General features: G+C 45.0%; 9 protein-coding genes. All 9 read left to right on the forward strand.

The annotated features are described in order from the left end of the window. Positions 1-234: 234 nt before the first annotated feature. The 9 genes from CI595_RS12205 (at position 235) to CI595_RS12245 (ending at position 18,160) form a co-directional block, all read left to right on the forward strand. A complete protein-coding gene (locus CI595_RS12205; RefSeq protein WP_095173540.1) occupies positions 235-3,123 on the forward strand; it encodes a PAS domain-containing hybrid sensor histidine kinase/response regulator in 2,889 nt (962 codons plus the stop codon). Between the two features lie 12 nt (positions 3,124-3,135). Then, positions 3,136-5,757, forward strand: a complete 2,622-nt coding sequence (locus tag CI595_RS12210) for a hybrid sensor histidine kinase/response regulator (protein ID WP_095173541.1) — start codon at positions 3,136-3,138, stop codon at positions 5,755-5,757. A gap of 64 nt (positions 5,758-5,821) precedes the next feature. Beyond that, positions 5,822-8,026, forward strand: coding sequence for a GGDEF domain-containing protein (locus tag CI595_RS12215; protein ID WP_095173542.1), 2,205 nt, complete (start codon positions 5,822-5,824; stop codon positions 8,024-8,026). A 487-nt stretch (positions 8,027-8,513) separates the two neighbouring features. Then, positions 8,514-10,271, forward strand: a complete 1,758-nt coding sequence (locus CI595_RS12220) for a sensor histidine kinase (protein WP_095173543.1) — start codon at positions 8,514-8,516, stop codon at positions 10,269-10,271. Further along, complete coding sequence (locus CI595_RS12225; protein ID WP_095173544.1) at positions 10,258-11,718, forward strand: response regulator transcription factor; 1,461 nt, start codon at positions 10,258-10,260, stop codon at positions 11,716-11,718. Before CI595_RS12220 ends, CI595_RS12225 begins: the two co-directional genes overlap by 14 nt. 206 nt (positions 11,719-11,924) lie before the next feature. Then, a complete protein-coding gene (locus tag CI595_RS12230) occupies positions 11,925-14,189 on the forward strand; it encodes a pyruvate formate lyase family protein (protein WP_095173545.1) in 2,265 nt (754 codons plus the stop codon). Positions 14,190-14,201: 12 nt separating this feature from the next. Beyond that, complete coding sequence (locus CI595_RS12235; RefSeq protein ID WP_095173546.1) at positions 14,202-15,149, forward strand: glycyl-radical enzyme activating protein; 948 nt, start codon at positions 14,202-14,204, stop codon at positions 15,147-15,149. A gap of 35 nt (positions 15,150-15,184) precedes the next feature. After that, positions 15,185-16,504: an alpha-L-fucosidase gene (locus CI595_RS12240; RefSeq protein WP_095173547.1), complete on the forward strand. Its 1,320-nt coding sequence runs from the start codon at positions 15,185-15,187 to the stop codon at positions 16,502-16,504. Positions 16,505-16,528: 24 nt separating this feature from the next. Further along, complete coding sequence (locus CI595_RS12245) at positions 16,529-18,160, forward strand: extracellular solute-binding protein (protein WP_095173548.1); 1,632 nt, start codon at positions 16,529-16,531, stop codon at positions 18,158-18,160. Positions 18,161-18,672: the final 512 nt, after the last annotated feature.

Below are 18,672 nucleotides of genomic sequence, written 5' to 3' on the forward strand. Positions count from 1 at the left end.
ATATGCAGGGATTCAAATCGTGTTTAGAAGCGGATGGTATGGACTATTCCATAACAATGGAGCGCTTTAAGGGAAATTTGGGGTTAGCTCCGTTATATGATGCAATCTGTGCGATTGTGGAACCTCTGCGAACCCAAGAAGAGCGGGACGAATATCAGATCCTATACCGGGAGGTGCAAGCCGAATACCAAAAAGCGGCTGTATTCAGTAATATGCTAAAGGGGGCGAATTAGAATGTCTGAACAGGTTGTTTTATCCCCGGACCAGGTGAAGGCAATCCTCGATAACGCACCGGTAGCTGTGTTCGTCAGCCGGGTGAATGACCATGGCCTGCTGTATGCCAACCATCGGGCAAGGGAGATATTTGCGCTGTCGGGCCGGTCAGATGTGGACTGCCATTGTATTGCAGGCTTAGAGAGTGAATGCCCTTTTGGCCAGGTTGGACAAATGAGCGGGGACGAGTTTGCAGTCCGGGAATTCAGATCTCCACACAGCAGCCGTGTCTATCAGCTTAGTGGCAAGCTCATCGACTGGGCGGGGGAGTCTGCTTATATCGAATACATCATGGACATTACCGATAAAAAGCAGGAAGAAGAACAACATAGGAAAATCGAGGAGGAGCTGCAAACGTCATTCGGAAATCTTCCCTGCGGCCTGTGTGTTTACCGGCTGAACGGTATCCCGGCTTATGTTCAGTACATACGTGATGTAACAGAGGAAGTGAAAGCCCGACAGGAAAAGGAGAGACTGGAGTTGTACTGCCAGACCCTCATTCAAAATCTGCCCGGAGGGATATCGGTCATCCGGATTGAAGCGGATGGCAGTATGACGCCGGAGTATATCTCGGATGGTTTTGCCGCTCTGACGAAGATGACGGTAAAGGAAGCTGACAGGCTGTATTCTGAAAATGTCTTTGCGGGAATCCACCCGGATGATGTTGAATGTAATCAAACCAAAATGCTGGAATTTTTAGATAGCGGCCGGGAGCATTGTGAGTTTAAAGCCCGGTTCTTACGGGGGGATGGCAGTTATATTTGGGTCAGAGACAGTGTCTCCATTCAGGAAGCCTCAAATGGAATACGTCGGATGTACTGTATTTATACAGATATCAGTAGTACGGTGGAAGAAAGTGAGCGTCTCCATCAGCAGTATGAAGACTTGTTACTGCAGCATTACCACGCGCCGAATCCGGATGAATTGATCCTGGGGCACTGCAACGTTACAAAAAACATGATCATTGAGATCAAGGATTTTACAGGATCGGATCTTTTGGAAAGACTGGGCAGGAATCAGGAACAATTCTTTATCGGTATGGCAAGCTCTATTGTAGACGAAGAGGAAAAACAGGCGTTTTTGGATTCTTTTCTTAATGCGCCGATGCTGGCTGCCTTTGAACAAAAAAACAAAGAGCAGATACAAAAATGCTTCCTTAAGTTTCCCGGGCAGAAAAACGGGTGCTATGTACAGATCAAAATGAGTCTGGTGGAAACGCCGGATACCGGCGATGTCACAGGAATCCTTACAGTAACGGATATCACGGATCAGACTATGTCCGACCGAATTTTAAATCAGATGTCTTCTGTGATCCATGACTATATCGCTGATGTGAACTTAATCGAAGATAATTTCCGGATTTTGAGCAGCAGGAGTAATGCACATCTGGTTCCGGATTCCATCGGCTGCTATTCCAAGCGGGTAGCGTATATGGCAGAAGCCATCGTTGTTCCAAAGGATAGGGAACTATACTCAAAGGCGCTGGATCCGGAAGAGATCTGCCGGCGGCTGCAGGAGGAAAGTTCTTATATTGCCACATACTCTGTTATAGATGAGGAAGGTGATATCCGCACCAAGAATATGACGTTTTTCCCTATTGACCTAAGGATCGGACGGGTCTGCCTGGTATGCACGGATATCACGGATTCTGTCCGGGCGCTGGAAAACGCACTGGCTTTTGCCAGGGAGGCAGACCGGGCCAAGAGCGACTTTTTATCTTCGATGTCACACGATATCCGGACACCCATGAATGCCATTATGGGGATGACGACGCTGGCTCTGGCTTTTCCGGATGACCGGGAACGTGTGGATAACTGCCTGCATAAAATTGATCTTGCGAACAGGCATCTGCTGAGCCTTGTCAATGATGTGCTGGACATGAGCCGGATCGAGCGATCCAAAGTTGTTATGAACCTGCGGGAACTTTCGATTTCTGATCTTGTGCAGGCGGTCTGCGCCATCATCGAGCCGCAGGCGAAAAGCGCTGGCCTACAGTTTTTTGTTAAGAAAAAGGATAGCTGCGGGGAATACTTCCAGGGCGATTCCCTGCGGATCAACCAGATTCTGATCAACCTGCTTTCCAATGCAGTTAAATTTACACCGGAGGGCGGCCGGGTAGATTTCCTGATTGAAGGAATCGTTCCGCTAGAAGAGGAAAAGCATATCCGCTACCGGTTTACCATTCGGGATACGGGGATCGGGATGCCGGAAGACTTGCTGAAACACATTTTCGAGCCGTTTGTCCGTGCAGCTACAGCCATGCGCATCGAAGGGACCGGGCTGGGGCTTAGCATCACCAAGGGACTGGTGGAGCAGATGAATGGAGAGATTACAGTGGACAGCCATCCGGGCAAAGGAACCGTGTTTCAAGTAGAGCTGGAATTTGAAGCAGCTGTGAATGCGGAAAGGGCATGTAAAAAAGCTAAAGTGGGAAATTCAGGCTGCCGATCTGAAAGACCTTTCACGGGCCGTACCTTTCTGATCGCCGAGGATCATCCGATCAATTCAGAATTGCTTAGCACCCTGCTGGAAATGGACGGTGCTGATTCGGTGGTGACCACCGACGGCGTCCAGGCGGTTCGGGAATTTGAAAGTACGGCACAGGGAACGTATGATGCGATCCTGATGGATATCCAAATGCCGAATATGACGGGCTATGAAGCGACACGCGCCATACGGAAACTAAACCGTCCGGATGCGGGAACCATCCCGATCGTAGCTATGACCGCCAATGCTTTTTCAGAAGATGTGCAGGCGTCTCTGAATGCCGGGATGAATGCCCATGTGGCGAAGCCCATCGATGTAGAAGTGCTGCGCGATACACTTGGCAAGGTACTGAATGATATCTGAAAGAGGACAGCTATGAAAAAAGTAGAGAATAAAAAAACAATGGACCAGCTTCAAAAAGGGCAGCATCTGAGTACCCTCAGTACCGTTGTGCTTATCCTGTTAATGCTCATTTACCTCATTATGACCATCGAAAGCTCTGCTATGCTGGCGAAGCAGACCGATATCATTTCAGACCATCCCTTTGAGGTGGTGATCGCCGTCGGAGATACAACACAATATATCTCAGAAATGAATCTTCGTACCGGACGTCTGCAGCGCCACCACAATGCGGAGGATGTTGAGATTACTACTGCGGAATTAGAAAAGTTACAAGCATCGATCCAAGAGCCGCTGGATAAGATCGAAGAGTTGTATCTGGGAGACAGAAGGGATATCCGGGCACTTCGGGATACTTTGACGTCTTTAGAAATAAAGCAAAAAAACTTCCTGGAGTATGTTGCCAATGAAATGGTAACGGGAGAGGAGATCGAAGTATATGAACAGAAACATCTGGATCCCTTATATTCAAAAGCATTAGAGGAAGCGGAGCGTATCACAACAGTCGCACAGGAGAAAAAGGTGGGATATGGAGAGACATCGGAATCCCTGCGGAAGATCACGCTCGTCAGTTCTATCATTTTGATGGTGCTGATGGTCGGTACTCTGCTGGTTTCCCAGTCTGTGCTGCGCAGACAGCGCAGGGAGCTTGTTTACCGCAACAAGCTTTTTGATGATCTTTCACTGAGCATCGACGACACCTTTTTGATTCGGGACGCAGAAACCGGCGAGATACAATATTGCGCCCTGAATATGGAACGGGTACTGGGAGCGAATCCTGACACAGGGGATACTTATCAAGGACTAAAAAAAGAAGATGCCGAAATTTTCAACCAGGCCATTGCCAACCCTGCATTTGTTTCCCCTTTTGAGAAAACTGTGGAATATACGCGGCCGGATGGGGAAAAGCGCTGGATGCTGATCCGGATTTATAAGATACAGGCCTCGGCTCATTCTCAGTTCATCTCGGTCTTTTCAGACAGGACCGATGAAATCCAGTCTCATCAGGCACTGCAGGATGCCATGCTGAGTGCTCAGCAGGCTAATATGGCAAAAAGTGATTTCCTATCCCGTATGTCACATGAGATCCGTACGCCACTTAACGCTATCATCGGCATGATGACGATTGCGGCAGCGCACGTCACGGACCCTGTACGGGTGGGGAACTGTATCACAACGGCTGTCCTATCCTCCAAGCAGCTGCTGTTGATCATTAATGACGTGCTGGACATGAGCAAGATCGACAGCAATAAAATGGTCATCCAAAATGAACCCTTTGATATCTTTCAAGTGGTCAATGCCTTTGTATCTACTGTGTTTGCGCAGGCGAAAGCCAAAGAGATCGAGTTCACGGAGATCATGGAAGGCTTCGGTGAACACACAGTATTTGTCGGAGACGAGCTTCGGTTAAGCCAGATTTTGCTTAACTTAAGTTCCAATGCGGTGAAGTTTACCCCGCCGGGTGGAAAAATTCATTTGTCGGTCACCCGGATCGGTACCAAAAACAAAGTGGATATGATTCGTTTTGTTCTATCGGATACAGGGATCGGCATGACGCCGGATGCCGCTGAACGGATTTTTCAGCCATTTGAGCAGGCCGATGCTACCATTGCGGGCCGGTTTGGAGGGACGGGACTTGGTATGTCCATTACCCAAAATCTGGTATCGTTGATGAACGGCAGTATCCATGTGGATAGTGAGCAGGGCAAAGGCTCTTCGTTTCTTGTGGATATTCCATTCCTGCGGGGGGAAGATAAATTTGATGAACCTGATTTTGAAAATCAGAATCTGTCCGCGATGATCGTGGACGATGACTTACAGGTGTGTGAGCAGACCGTTTCTTTGATGGAGAAAATAAAAATATACGCCGAATATAGAATGTCTGGAACTGAAGCGATCGAGCGCCTGAAAGAAGTGCGCCGCCAGGGCTGTGATTTTGATATCTGTCTGCTTGATTGGAAGATGCCGGATATGGACGGCGTGGAGCTGGCTCGTCTGATTCGGCGGGAAATCGGAGCAGATGTTCCCATTGTGATGATCTCTGCTTATGACGTTTCGGAAATTGAGGACGAGGCCCGCAAAGCCGGCGTCAACGGTTTTTTGCCAAAACCTTTATACCGTTCCTCAGTATATCATGCGATCCGGGATGCGGTGGAAGGTACTATCATGCCTGGTGTTGTAGAAAAGCCATTGGAGGGAAAATATCTATTGTTGGTGGAAGACAACGTCATCAACCGGGAGATTGCCGAAGTGCTGCTGCAGGACAAGGGGGCCAAGGTGCAACACGCTGCTAACGGCCAGGAGGCGCTGGAAGTATTCCTGTCCTCAAAGCCTGGAGAGTTTGATGCGATACTCATGGATGTGCAGATGCCGGTTATGAATGGATATGAGGCGGCACAGCGCATCCGGGCTTCCTCACATCCGCAAGCGATACGGATCCCTATCATCGCCGTTACCGCCAACGCTTTTTCTGACGATATCTCAGCTGCTTTAGCGGCTGGGATGAATGCTCATGTCAGTAAGCCGATGGACATCAGGCAGCTCTGTGAGGTGCTTGATGAAGTGATAGAAAAGGCGGGAGAAAAAATAAAAAAGTAAATTAGAATCCACAAATTTTTTAGGCAGCCGCAGTTTCGCGGAACAAAAAGGAAGGTGGGGCGGTATGGACAAGACATTACATAGTCATAAATATCAGATACTGATGGATAATATTCCCAGTGGTGTACAACAGTGCGTAAATGACGAGTTCTTTACGATCATAGAGGTTAATCAAAGTTTTCTGGAACTCTTTGGATTTTCCAGGCAGGAACTGGAGGATCGGTTTCAGAACCGCTTTATTGAGATGATCCACCCGGCGGACCGGAAGAATATTCTGGTCGAAACATCGGAAAAACTTAAGGTTAAAAGCAAAGCAATCTTAAACTACCGGGTTCTTTGCGGTGACGGAAGCTATAAGTGGGTTGCGGATAATGCCCAGATGATCCGGGATGAAAACGGAGAGGAACGGATGATTTGCATCCTGATCGATGTTACTGAGTCAAGGAACGCCCGGGAGGAACTGCGCTTGTCCCTGGAGCGGCATCAAATTCTCATGGAACAGACTGCGGATATTATTTTTGAATGGAATATTTTGGCGGACACCTTGAGTTATTCCGGTAAATGGATCAAAAAGTTTGGTTTTGAAGCTATCACCGAGAATGTATCAGCCGGAATCCCTCTCAGCGCCAACATCTATCAGGATGATATACCGGTGATCTTAGCGCTCATGGAAGCTGCCAGGTGTGGAACGGCCTATTCAACCGCTGATTTCCGCGTCAAAAATGCCGAGGGGAAGTACATCTGGTGCCGAATCCGGGCTACGGACCAGTATGATGATGAAGGCGATCCACTCAAAGCTATTGGCGTGATCACGGACATTGATGCAGAGAAGCGGATGATGGAAGATCTGCGCCGTCGGGCGGAACGGGATGCCCTAACAGGTCTTTTTAATCGGGGAGAAACGGAGAGCCGGATCCGCCGGCATCTGGAAAGTAATCCAAATGAACTGTGCGCTCTGCTGCTGATCGACACGGATAACTTTAAGGCTGTCAATAATACCCAGGGCCATCTCTTTGGTGATGCGGTTCTGACAGAGCTTGCGGCAGGAATGAAAAAGTTAACACGACAGTCCGATGTGGTCGGCCGAATCGGCGGGGATGAATTCACGATTCTTTTAAAAAGTATTACTTCCAGGGAAAAAGCAGCGGAAAAGGCGCAGCAACTGCTTGACCTGTTCCAGCATTTGTTTGAACAGGGAAAACAGCCCATCGAGGTTACCTGCAGCGCGGGAATTGCCCTTTATCCGGAGGATGGAAAGGACTTTCCATCCTTATACTACTGTGCTGATCAGGCGCTCTACCAGGCCAAGAGCCTTGGGAAAAACCAGTATATGTTGTTTGATAGGGATAACGCTGTGCCGGTAGAGCAGACAGGGTATTCTGCGCTGGGCGCCTCCATCGATTCTGACCTGCAGACCGCAGGCGCATCCGGGGAGTTACTCAGCTACGTGTTTCAGGTACTCTATGACAACCGGGATATCGACCGCGTGATTCAGGCGATTCTTGAAATTGTGGGTAAACGATTCGACGTCAGCCGCGCATATGTCTTCGAGAACTCGGACGATGGCGAATACTGTGACAATACCTACGAATGGTGCAACGAGGGTGTTGTTCCACAGAAAGAGTTACTGCAGCATTTCCCATACAGCGACGTAGCGGGATATAAGGATCTTTTTAAAAATGACGCGGTCTTTTACTGCCGGGATATCCGTTCCCTGACACCGGAACAGACGGCCATGTTTGAAGCACAGGGGGTTTATTCTACCCTTCAGTGCGCAATCATGGAGGAGGATGCGTTTCATGGGTTTATCGGCTTCGATGAATGTACAGGTATACGGATGTGGACAAAAGCGGAAATCGCCACTTTGACATTGATTTCCCAGCTGCTTACCATATTCTTGTTGAAATACCGTGCCACCGACCGGGATCAGAAGCTGGCCATCCAGCTCAATACGATACTGGACACGCAGGACGCCTATATCTACGCTGTGGAAAAGGGTTCCTACGAGTTGTTATACCTCAATTACAAGACACGTACTCTGGATCCTGACGCTGAAATTGGAATGACCTGCTACGGTGCGTTTTTTGATAGGGAGAATCCCTGTGAATTCTGCCCGCTGTCCAGTGAAGTCAGTGAAGTCTACAACCCGAAATATGATGTTTGGAGCAAGACGAAGACTGCACCCATGAAATGGGGGGATTTGGATGCCTATCTTGTAACATGTTTCGATATTACGGAGTATAAAAGGATGCAGGGCAAAAAATCCTGATATTGTCATATTGGGGCGGGAAACGAGAAATACGATTCATATTGATAAAATAATGAAAGTAGCTGTTCTGGTGCGGTAAATGCATGAAATTTTGTTCAAAAGGTGCATTTGAAAAAGTTGAATAGAACAACTCTGTTTTATAGACATAATGGAGTGAATCATGATGCTGGGAAAGAATCCAAAATCTAAAAGCCCGGTTTTTTTCATAAAACAAGACGGTTTTGTCCATTGGGGCAGAGCCGTTTTATTTTTATACTTATAACAGCTTTTATAACAGTTTTAACTTTATTATGAAAAAGGACAAAAGATATAGTTAGAGAAAATGAAAGATTTAAGAGATAAATTGAGGAAAATTGGTTGGAGAAACCATCCAATATCCGGGAAGGTGGATTATCCGAGACACTTGCTATATATAATAAGCAGTGATATTCTAAAGTTATGAAGTTTTCACAGAGTGTATTAAGAACTTAGCGGATAGGGAGGACCTATGAAAAAATGGTTATCAGGCATCAGTATAAAAAGTAAGCTTTTGTTTTTGTTGGTATCGGTTTCTCTTTTATCCGTAATTATTCTGTTTATTTTCACATTATATGTCAGTGGTGAGTACGAAGAAAAGATTTATCAGATACAGAAGAATAATCTGAATATCATAACGGAAAATATCGAGAAGGAACTGATGGATATCAATGATATATCTCAGTTTCTTGCTTTTAACGGTGAGGTACAGGACAGATTGGTGATGGGGGAGACATCTGGAATTACTGATTCACTGGATTACGAGATGATTCGGCAGAAGCGGGAAGTATTTCATTTGATCAAGACATATAAAGGGCAGAATCCATACATTACATCTGTCATAGTTTATGGCAAAGCAGAGACATTTAATGAAGGTCGGGCCATTACATCGGAGGATGAGGATACAGCTAAGAGATACAAGAAAATCATGCACAAGACAGATACATCAGTCATGTGGATGCCTTTTAAAGAACAGGAGGCAGCGCTGACTCTGATAAGAAAGATCCCTTATATTGGTAATTTGTCAGAGAGCGACTTGGGAGTAGTACAAATTGAAATCAACTTGGAAGCGATAATACAGAAACAATTTGAGCGGGAGCTGCGTACAGAAAACCAGTTGTATCTGCAGATATTAAATGGAAATCGGGAGATTTATCATACAAGAGGTATGCCGGATTTTCCCCGGATGTCGGTTGACAATGCTGATTATCAAAAAGTCCGTAACAGAGGCATAGACTATTTTGTGACAAGCTTTGAGAATTCGGGCATGGGTTGGAGCTATAAGACTTTTCTGAATATCAACCAGGTGACAGGATCTGTCAGAAATCTGAAAGCAGCGTTTACTATCTGTATAGTTGTTGGTGTTCTGATGATTGCCGCAGCGAGTCTCCATATGTTTAAGGTAATGATGACACATTTTAACCGGATGGCAGAAAAGATCAAAGACTTTAACCAAGGACAATTCCTGCCGGAAACACAATATCAGGAGCGGAAGGATGAGATTGGGTATGTTCATCAAAATTTTGACCATCTTTTGTTGGAACTGCAGAGGCAGATAGAGGAAAATTACGTGAAACAGCTTTTGTTAAAAGAAGCACAGTTAAAATCGCTGCAACAGCAGCTAAATCCTCATTTTTTATTTAATACACTACAGACTATTAGCTGGAGCGCCAAGATCAACCATCAGAAAGAATTGGGTGAAATCGTAGATTCCCTGGGCAAGATGATGCGATTTAACCTGGAGGAGAATAGTGCCTTGATTACGCTGGGCGACGAACTTGTCTTTATCAGACATTATGTCAGGATCCAAAATTACCGTTACCGGGAGCGGCTTCGGGTAGAGTATCACATAAATGAGGAACTGTATGGGGAAAAACTTCCCAAACTGGCAGTACAGAATGTGGTAGAGAACGCGATCAAATATGCTTTGGAGATGATGATGGAGACTTGTGTTATCAAGATTTATACGGAGATGGAACCGGAGGCGTTCTATCTCCATGTCGAGGATAACGGTCCGGGTATACGGCAGGAAATTTTGAGGACGAAAGAAGATCCTAAGAAGCTGAGTGTGGATGGGATCGGAATAGGGCTTGTGAATATCCAGCAGAGGATGCAGCTTTTATTTACGGCAGAGTATTATTTCGAGGTACATAATACCGGGAACGGGACACGGGCTACTTTTTATCTGCCAAGAGAAAATGTAAAGGAGCGTGAAGATGGACACTTATAAAGTGATTTTAATTGATGATGAAGTGATGGAGCTGGAAGGAATCCGTCAGTTGGTACGCTGGGAAGAATATAATGCAGAGGTCATCGGTGCGTATAAGAATGGAGAAGAAGGATTGAAAGGAATCAAAGAACTGGAACCCGATATCGTAGTCACAGATATGAAGATGCCGGTTGTCAGCGGCCTGGACGTTATAAGGCGTTCCCGCGCTTTTGTCAAGGTTCCGGAGTTTATAATCCTTTCAGCTTATGCAGAATTCTCATTGGCTCAGGCGGCAATGAAAGAAGGGGTGGAAATCTACCTTTTGAAGCCTTGTGATGAATACGATATAGAGGAAGCGCTTGGGAGGGCAATCCAAAATGTGGATAAAAAATATGTATTGAAAAATGTAAAACAGCTGCTGTTCCGCCAGAGCATACAGGCGTTGATCGAAAGTGATGGTGCTATAAAGTATGTCAGGGCAGTGGAAGAACTGCTGGAGGAAGGCGAATGTCTTCTCTGGATTGGGATAGAAGGCAGGCTGGACAATACCAGTGCAGGTGAGATTTATCGTTCTTTTTATGAAAACAGCAGTACAGATCTTATCTTTACTTCTATTATTTTAAAAGTGAATCAGGTGATTGGCGGATTTTATGTTGGCAGCGGAAATGGGAACCACAAGGAAGAATGCAGTGCATTATTAAGATCGCTCAGTTTGAAGGCAGACCGTTTGCTGTCTTTAAGTAAATGCGAATGGGTCATGCCTGATGAGATCTTAAATATTATCAGAGAAGAGAGCAGCGGTGTGGAAGGGGCATTCCTCTTTGAGGAGGGTGACTGGAAGTATGTGGGAGTTTCGGATAAACTCAATAGTAAAAAGGTTACAGAGCAGATTAATGCACTAAAAAAGGCATATCAAAAGCAGGACCGTGAGGCGTTTAAAAGGGTGATCCATGATATATCCGTGAAGAATGAAATTCCAGCTGTTCAGCAGATTTGCCTTGGATTTTATCTCCAGGTTATCTGCGAAGGAAAACTTCAGCCGGAGAAACTGCTGATGCTGCAGGATGATATCTCAGAAGGCAGGAGCCTTCCGGATTCTGTTGAAGATACTTTAGGAATCCTGTTTCCTGAAGCAGACAGGGTACCTTATGTGGATGCGATCATCAGCTATGTGGAGAGACATTTGGATGATCCGGACATCAGCCTGAAGAGAATTGCGGAGGAGGTTGTGTTCTTAAGTGAAGATTATGTGGGAAAGACTTTCAGCAGTCAGACAGGTGAGAACTTCAATAATTTTCTAAACAGGAAAAGAATAGAAAAAGCAAAGTTCCTGATTCGTATTGTAGGCGTTAATAAGATGCAGGATGTGGCAGAGCAAGTCGGTTATGGCAAAAACCCTTTATATTTCAGCAAGGTATTTAAGAAATATACAGGTCTGACACCAAATGAATATAAAAGTCAGCGATAAAGGAAAAGAAGGCAGACAGAATACATTGTGGGAGCCTTCTTTTTCTTCATATCCGTAATCTCTACGGACATTTTGCGGGCAGTCCCGAACCGTTAAACGGATTTTTACATATTAGACAGCTGTTTTGTGCATTGAGAAATCACGTCATTCTTCCTATACTAAAAAAAATTAAATAAAATACAGAAATAGAGGAGAACGTTGGAGAAATGATTGATTCTGATTTCAAAAAAAACAGTCGGATACAGAGGCTTTGGGAGAGAAGCACGGAACTATCCAAAAGCGGAAAAAGAAATGTCTATGTGGATAATGCAGAGTTCCTGGTCTATCACTGGTCCGGGCATAGCGCGGGGTTCTCACCTGCAACGGGGGAACTGGCTCTTTCGGATGATGAGAGGATTAATTTAGGAGACCATAATTGCCGTGTCGATGTGGGGACCCCGTTTCCCTATCTGGATGAGATGCCTTCCAAAGTAAATGGATTTGAGTATTCAGCTACAAACTGGGCCGAAGACTATGCTTTTTTTCTGGACCACAGCCCGGCAGAGATTTATCCGGATGAGACGATCGTCGGAGAATTTCATTGGCAATTGGATGAGGCCAGAAGATTTGTGTATCCTGATGAAGTGGTAGAACTTGGATTTGATTTACGTCAGATGGGGGCAGGCGGCACCAGCCTTGCACATACCTGTCCTGATTTAAGCATTGGGTTAAAGAAAGGCTGGAGCGGACTTCTGGAAGAGGTATTGGAAAGCAAAGCAAAGTGGGAGAAATATGGCAACAAAAAGAGATATGAATATCTGAGGGCCCAGGAGACTGTGGTACAGGCCATCATACGCTTTACCTTGCGTCATGCAAAACGTGCCGAAGAACTTGCGGCGGTGGAAAATGACAAGGAGCAGCAAGCACGGTACCTGCAGATTGCCGGTAATATGGCGCAGCTTGCAAAAGGTGCACCTAAGAATTTTGAGCAGGCAGTGCAGTGGATCCAGTTGTTCCAGGTCGTGGAGCGGATCAATGGGCATGGTAACGGATATGGAAGGCTGGATCAGCTTCTGATCGGCTTCTACAGAAAAGACATAGAGGATGGGATATTAACAAAGGAAAAGGCAAGGGATATCTTAGCAGAACTGTATCTGAAATACGGAGGGAATTATTTTTCATTTGGCGGCAGGGACAGAGAAGGCAGGGATGCAACAAACGAAGTCAGCTGGATAGGGCTGGAGGCATATGACATGTTAGGAGGATATAATCATCTGGGGGTGATGTGGCATGAAGATATGGATCCGGAATATTACAGCTACGCATGCGATGTTGTGACCAGACATGGCTGCGGCGTTCCTACATTGGTCAACTATGATGTCATGCGCGATTCCGAACTGTACAGCGGGTACAGTGAGGAGGATGCTTGCAATGTAACGTACAGCGGCTGTCAATGGTATTGCGCGGCAGGTGCAGAATACAGCGACCATGACTTAAATTCTTTTGTTCTGATTGCCCCCATGCAGAGGGCAATGAAGCTGGCGGAAGAGCTGCATACGGAGACATTTGAAGATTTCTGGGATCTGTATGCACAGGAAGTCGGTAAAACGGCACAGGCATTTACAGAGTTCAAGAATCGTGTCTATAAATGGCAGGACCGCGTGTGGCCGGAGATGGTTACGACGCTTTGCATGAAAGATACCATTCAGAAGGGGCTGGATGTCACATCTATCGGGGGACCGCATAATGCATTTACATCAGTGAATGTTCTTGGTGTGCCTAACGTGGTGGATTCCATGTATGCCATAAAAAGAGTAATATTTGAAGAGAAAAGATATACGATGAAGGAACTGAATGAGGCGGTCAGGGAGAACTGGAAAGACCGGGAAGTGATGCGGCAGATCATGCTGAATCAGGAGAAATTCGGAAATGACATGGATGGGGTCGATGCAATGTATGTAAGGGTAGCCCGGAATATCCATGATACGCTGGAAGAGCAGAGAAATATCAAGGGTTTCCATTTCCGGGCATCCCTCTTCCAATACATGGGGCATACTTATGCCGGTCCGATTTTGGGAGCCACGCCTGATGGAAGATTTGCTGAGGAACCGATCGCCCATGGATGCAATCCCATGCATGGAAGGAATCAAGAAGGCATTACTGCTACAGCGAATTCCTTACTGAAAGTACCGTTCAGGGAATATCAGGGAGGTTCTCTTCAGATAGAACTGCAGCCGAAATTTTTTGACGGAAAGGAAAATAGAGGCGCCTATATTGAGCATTTTTCAAAGGCATATATGAAGAAGGGCGGCATACAGATCAATTTCAATGTGGTTGATCTGGAAAAGTTAAAAAAAGCAGTAGATGATGAAAAAAATCCGGAGTATGCAGATATTGTAGTGAAGGTGACCGGATATAGTGCACATTTTGTGGTTATGGACCATGAGTTCAGAAAGGAGTTCGTGGAACGGGTTAACTATGAAAGTGTTTGACAGGAGGGCACAATGAACGAAGGACTTGTGTTTGACATACATAGGGGAACCACACATGATGGGCCTGGAATGCGGACTACTGTTTTTTTAAAAGGGTGTCCCCTGCATTGTACATGGTGCCAGAATCCGGAAAGTATCTATCCCGGAAGGGAACTGATGTGGGATGCAAAAAAGTGTATCGGCTGTATGGAATGTATAAAAGCGTGTCCGGTAAAGGCGCTGACCGCAGATGACAGCGGGATAAAGACAGACAAATCTGCCTGCCGTAAGTGTTTTGCCTGTGCAGCCGGCTGTCCGTCAAAGGCAATGCAGATAGTGGGGAACCCCTGGGAAGTTTCCACCCTTGTAAAAGAGGCTTGCAAAGACAGAATGTTTTTCGAGGATTTTTCAGGAGGCGTCACCGTATCTGGCGGAGAACCATTGTTACAGAGTGAATTTCTCCCGGAATTCTTAAGAACGCTGAAGAAAGAAGGCATAAATACGGCTTTGGATACTTCTGGGTTTGGAAGGCAGGAAGTCCTCCATGAAGTCTATCCGTTTGTGGATACATTCCTGTACGATATAAAATTTATAAATGATGGAATGCATCAAGCGCATACTGGGGTAAGCAATAAAATTATATTGGAAAATTTGAAGAGTATTGCGGACAGGATCCGAAGACAAAAGGACTCCCGCCTGTGGATACGGACTCCGCTCATACCAGGGGCAACTGCAGCGGAGGAAAACATAGAGGAAATCGGGCAGTATATCCGGAAAGAATTGATCGATGTGATAGAGCGGTGGGAACTATGTGCATTCAACTATGTATGTAAAGACAAGTATATTAAAATGGGACAATACTGGAAGTATGCGGAATGTACATTGTTAGACTGCAGCACAGTAGAGGATCTGGCTTCGATTGCTGAAAAATATGCAGAAGGACTTGTTGTTGTCTCAGGGCTGACAGCACAGAAAAAGTAAGGATAATAGAAGAATTAGAAAAAAGGAGACAGGATATGAAGAAACATTACTATCAGACATGGGAATCTGTGAAGGAACATAAGGTACCGCAGTGGTACGAAGACTGTAAATTTGGTGTTATGATTTGCTGGGGACCATACTCAGTACCGGCATATGCCCCCACGAATTTGGAATTTGGTGAGGTGGCAGGCGATGAGGGATGGTTCTGTAATAATTCGTATGCAGAGTGGTATTTTAATTCTGTGAATGTAGGAAAAGGACCAACCTATGAACATCATAAAGCCACATATGGGGAAGATTTTCCATATGAGAACTTCGTGGATATGTGGAAAGCAGAAAAATGGGAACCGGAAGAATGGGGACAGCTTTTTGAGGATGCGGGCATAAAATATGTGGTGCTTGTAACAAAACAGCATGATGGCTTTTGTCTTTTTCCAAGCAAATATACAGATTATAACTCAGTTATGAGAGGACCAAAGCGTGATATTACAGGTGAATTGACACGGGCAGTTGAAAAGCATGGGATTAAGATGGGAACCTATTATTCAGGGCTTCTGGATTGGACATATGAAGATACTCCCATATATGGGGATACGCAGGGATGCTTTTATAACCCTACTTCAGCATACGCGGATTATGCTTATCTGCAGAGCAGGGAGCTGATTGACACCTATAAGCCATCTGTATTTTGGAATGATGTGGGATGGCCGAAACAAGGAGAAAATGCACTGCCTAACTTATTTGCACACTATTATAATACTGTGGAAGACGGTGTAGTGAATGACAGATTTAACGGATTGTACCATGATTTTACAACCAAAGAATATCTGAGCGGAGAAGGAAACAAGAAGGAAAAATGGGAATTCTGCAGGGGAATGGGAATGTCCTTTGGATATAATGCGGAAGAACGTGAAGAATCTATGATAACAGTCCCGGAGCTTGTACATCTGTTGGTAGAGACAGTATCCAACAATGGAAATCTGCTCATAGATATTGGACCAAAAGCGGATGGCACGATTCCGGCGGAACAGGTAAGCCGGCTTCAGGCAATCGGCAGATGGCTGAAGTATAATGGGGAAGGCATCTATGGCACCAGATGCAGTGAACGGGAGAATGAGCAGCAAAACGGAATGGATATTTTTTATACAGCGAAAGATGACAGGCTGTACGTTTTCGCAGAGTTAAAGGGTGCACTTCCTGGGAGGATTTATATAAAAGGGGGAAAGACAGTGACCGCCCTTGATGAACGGGTGAAGTTTACATATTCACAGGATACGGATGGAATATCCATCCAAGTAGAAGAAAATGCATCAGGTTATGAAATGGTTGGGTTTGAGGTGGCAACGGGCTGTTAATAGAAAAGAGAAAGAGTTCTGATCATGAAGATAAAAATCATAGCAACGATACTTATAGCAGGTGTATTACTTTCAGGCTGCTCCTCAGATACGGGGAACATGAGCGGTACTGATACCAGAGATAAAAAAGAGGAGCCGGTCAAGCTCACATATGCAAAGATGATGAATAGTAATGCATCGTCAGGAGTGAAGAGCGGACAGACACCTGAAGAAAATGATTTTATAGATTACTTAAAAAACGAAAAAAATCTGGATCTTACACTGGCTTGGAGTGCTTTGGATGAGGATTATCAGAATAAGCTGTCATTGAATATTGCTGCAGGAAATCTGCCGGATTTTTTCGAGGTGGTTGACTATGATACATTCAGGCAGCTGGTTGCCAATGGGATTGCAGCTGATGTGACGGATGCATACAACAGTAAAGCGTCTGATTTATTGAAAGAATATAATGAATCAAGCGGGGGCAGATATAATGATGCAGTTACGATTGATGGCAGGTTGTATGGAATACCCAGCGGAAACATGGGATATCAGCAGCAGATCCTGTGGCTGCGGGCGGATTGGCTGTCTAATCTGGGTTTGGAGACACCGCAAAGTATGGAAGCGCTGGAGGAAGTTCTCCGGGCATTTACAGAGGACGACCCCGACGGCAATGACGCAGATGATACCTTTGGTCTGACGGTTAATGCCACAAAACCTGTTAGTGGTACAAGTGTAGGCGGGGTATATGGACTTGATCCCATTTTTTATGCTATGAATGCTTTTCCTCAGCAGTGGATGGAAGATGATAATGGCGATATTTATTATGGAAGTATCGGAGAGAATATGAAGGATGCTCTGGAAATTCTTCAGAAATGGTATACAAAAGGATATATTGACAAGCAATTTCCTGCCAGAATTGGAACAGGTGAGACGCTTGGTACGATAACATCAGGCAGTGGAAGTGCCTTCTTTGGCCCGTGGTGGTCATTTCCTAATGATGCCGCTGTTTTGCAGCAGGACTGGATTCCGGTAAATTGTCCGCTGGATAGTGAATGCAAGTATAATTATGTGGAACTGTCGCCTTTTTCTCATGTATTTGTAGTAAATCAAAAATGTGAAAATTATGAAGCAGTGGTGGAGGCAATCTGTACCAGCTTGGATGCCGGCAGGGGAAAAGATAGAGAAGGGTATAAAATCCTTCAGGATATAGGCAATAGCAACGGGGGATATGTAACACCTTTGGGGCTTTGGACTATTGATTATTATGATATCGTTCCGAAGCTTGGAAAAGCATGTAAAGATAATGTGGACAACGGCTCATATGAAGCGTATACAGGCCTGACAGATTATGACAAGGTGGAAATAGAAAACTGTCGGAAATGGGCAACAGGTGAGAAGAAGAGTAACGCACTTCAATGGAGTTATTATACACGGGTCCTTGCCAGTAATATTCTTCAGAATGAAGAGTGTAATCCTATTTCGGCAGCATATTATTATACCACAGAATCATCAGCCAATATTCTGCCGTCTTTAGATGAGATGGAAGATGAAATGTATTTCAAGATTATTACCGGAGAAAAGAATGTTGATTATTTTGATGAGTTTGTGGAGCAATGGCACAAATTGGGTGGTGATATTTTGACCAGTGAGGTGGAGGAAGCAGCAGAAAAGTAAAAGGGAATATGCTATATGAATGAAGGGGTAAAAAGCTTGAAATACTAGCTTTTTACCCTTGATTTATGTGTAACAGTTGCGAAAAGGCCAGGTTACGAAAATATTATTAAAATTTCAGTTATTTTTTATAAAAGGTCAAGGAAACGAAAGAGTGATCCTTAAGGATCAGAACGGAAAATATCATGGTATATGCATAAAATATCATGGATTAGAGATAAGAGTTTATTTATAATATGAAGCATAGAAAGGGGGTAAATAAATGAGTCTATTACCAAAAAAGAAAGGAAAAGGAGAAAGCGTTTTAGCACAAAAAACATTATGGAAATCCATTAAAAGCAATAAAGTACTGTTACTTATGATGATACCCGGTGTCATTTATTTTACCGTATTTTGTTATGGCCCTATGTATGGGGTTGTACTGGCATTCAAGGATTTTCATATTACGGATGGAATCCTGGGAAGCCCTTGGGCGGGCTTACGGTATTTTGAACAGGCATTTAGGGATCCATATT

Source organism: Blautia hominis, assembly GCA_002270465.1.
GTDB classification, from domain to species: domain Bacteria; phylum Bacillota; class Clostridia; order Lachnospirales; family Lachnospiraceae; genus Blautia; species Blautia hominis.

Bases quoted from the DNA above. Each gene is read 5' to 3' on its own strand.
- CI595_RS12220 (WP_095173543.1), top strand. From the start codon at position 8,514: ATGAAAAAATGGTTATCAGGCATCAGTATAAAAAGTAAGCTTTTGTTT.
- CI595_RS12230 (WP_095173545.1), top strand. From the start codon at position 11,925: ATGATTGATTCTGATTTCAAAAAAAACAGTCGGATACAGAGGCTTTGG.
- CI595_RS12235 (WP_095173546.1), top strand. From the start codon at position 14,202: ATGAACGAAGGACTTGTGTTTGACATACATAGGGGAACCACACATGAT.
- CI595_RS12210 (WP_095173541.1), top strand. From the start codon at position 3,136: ATGAAAAAAGTAGAGAATAAAAAAACAATGGACCAGCTTCAAAAAGGG.
- CI595_RS12225 (WP_095173544.1), top strand. From the start codon at position 10,258: ATGGACACTTATAAAGTGATTTTAATTGATGATGAAGTGATGGAGCTG.
- CI595_RS12205 (WP_095173540.1), top strand. From the start codon at position 235: ATGTCTGAACAGGTTGTTTTATCCCCGGACCAGGTGAAGGCAATCCTC.
- CI595_RS12215 (WP_095173542.1), top strand. From the start codon at position 5,822: ATGGACAAGACATTACATAGTCATAAATATCAGATACTGATGGATAAT.
- CI595_RS12240 (WP_095173547.1), top strand. From the start codon at position 15,185: ATGAAGAAACATTACTATCAGACATGGGAATCTGTGAAGGAACATAAG.
- CI595_RS12245 (WP_095173548.1), top strand. From the start codon at position 16,529: ATGAAGATAAAAATCATAGCAACGATACTTATAGCAGGTGTATTACTT.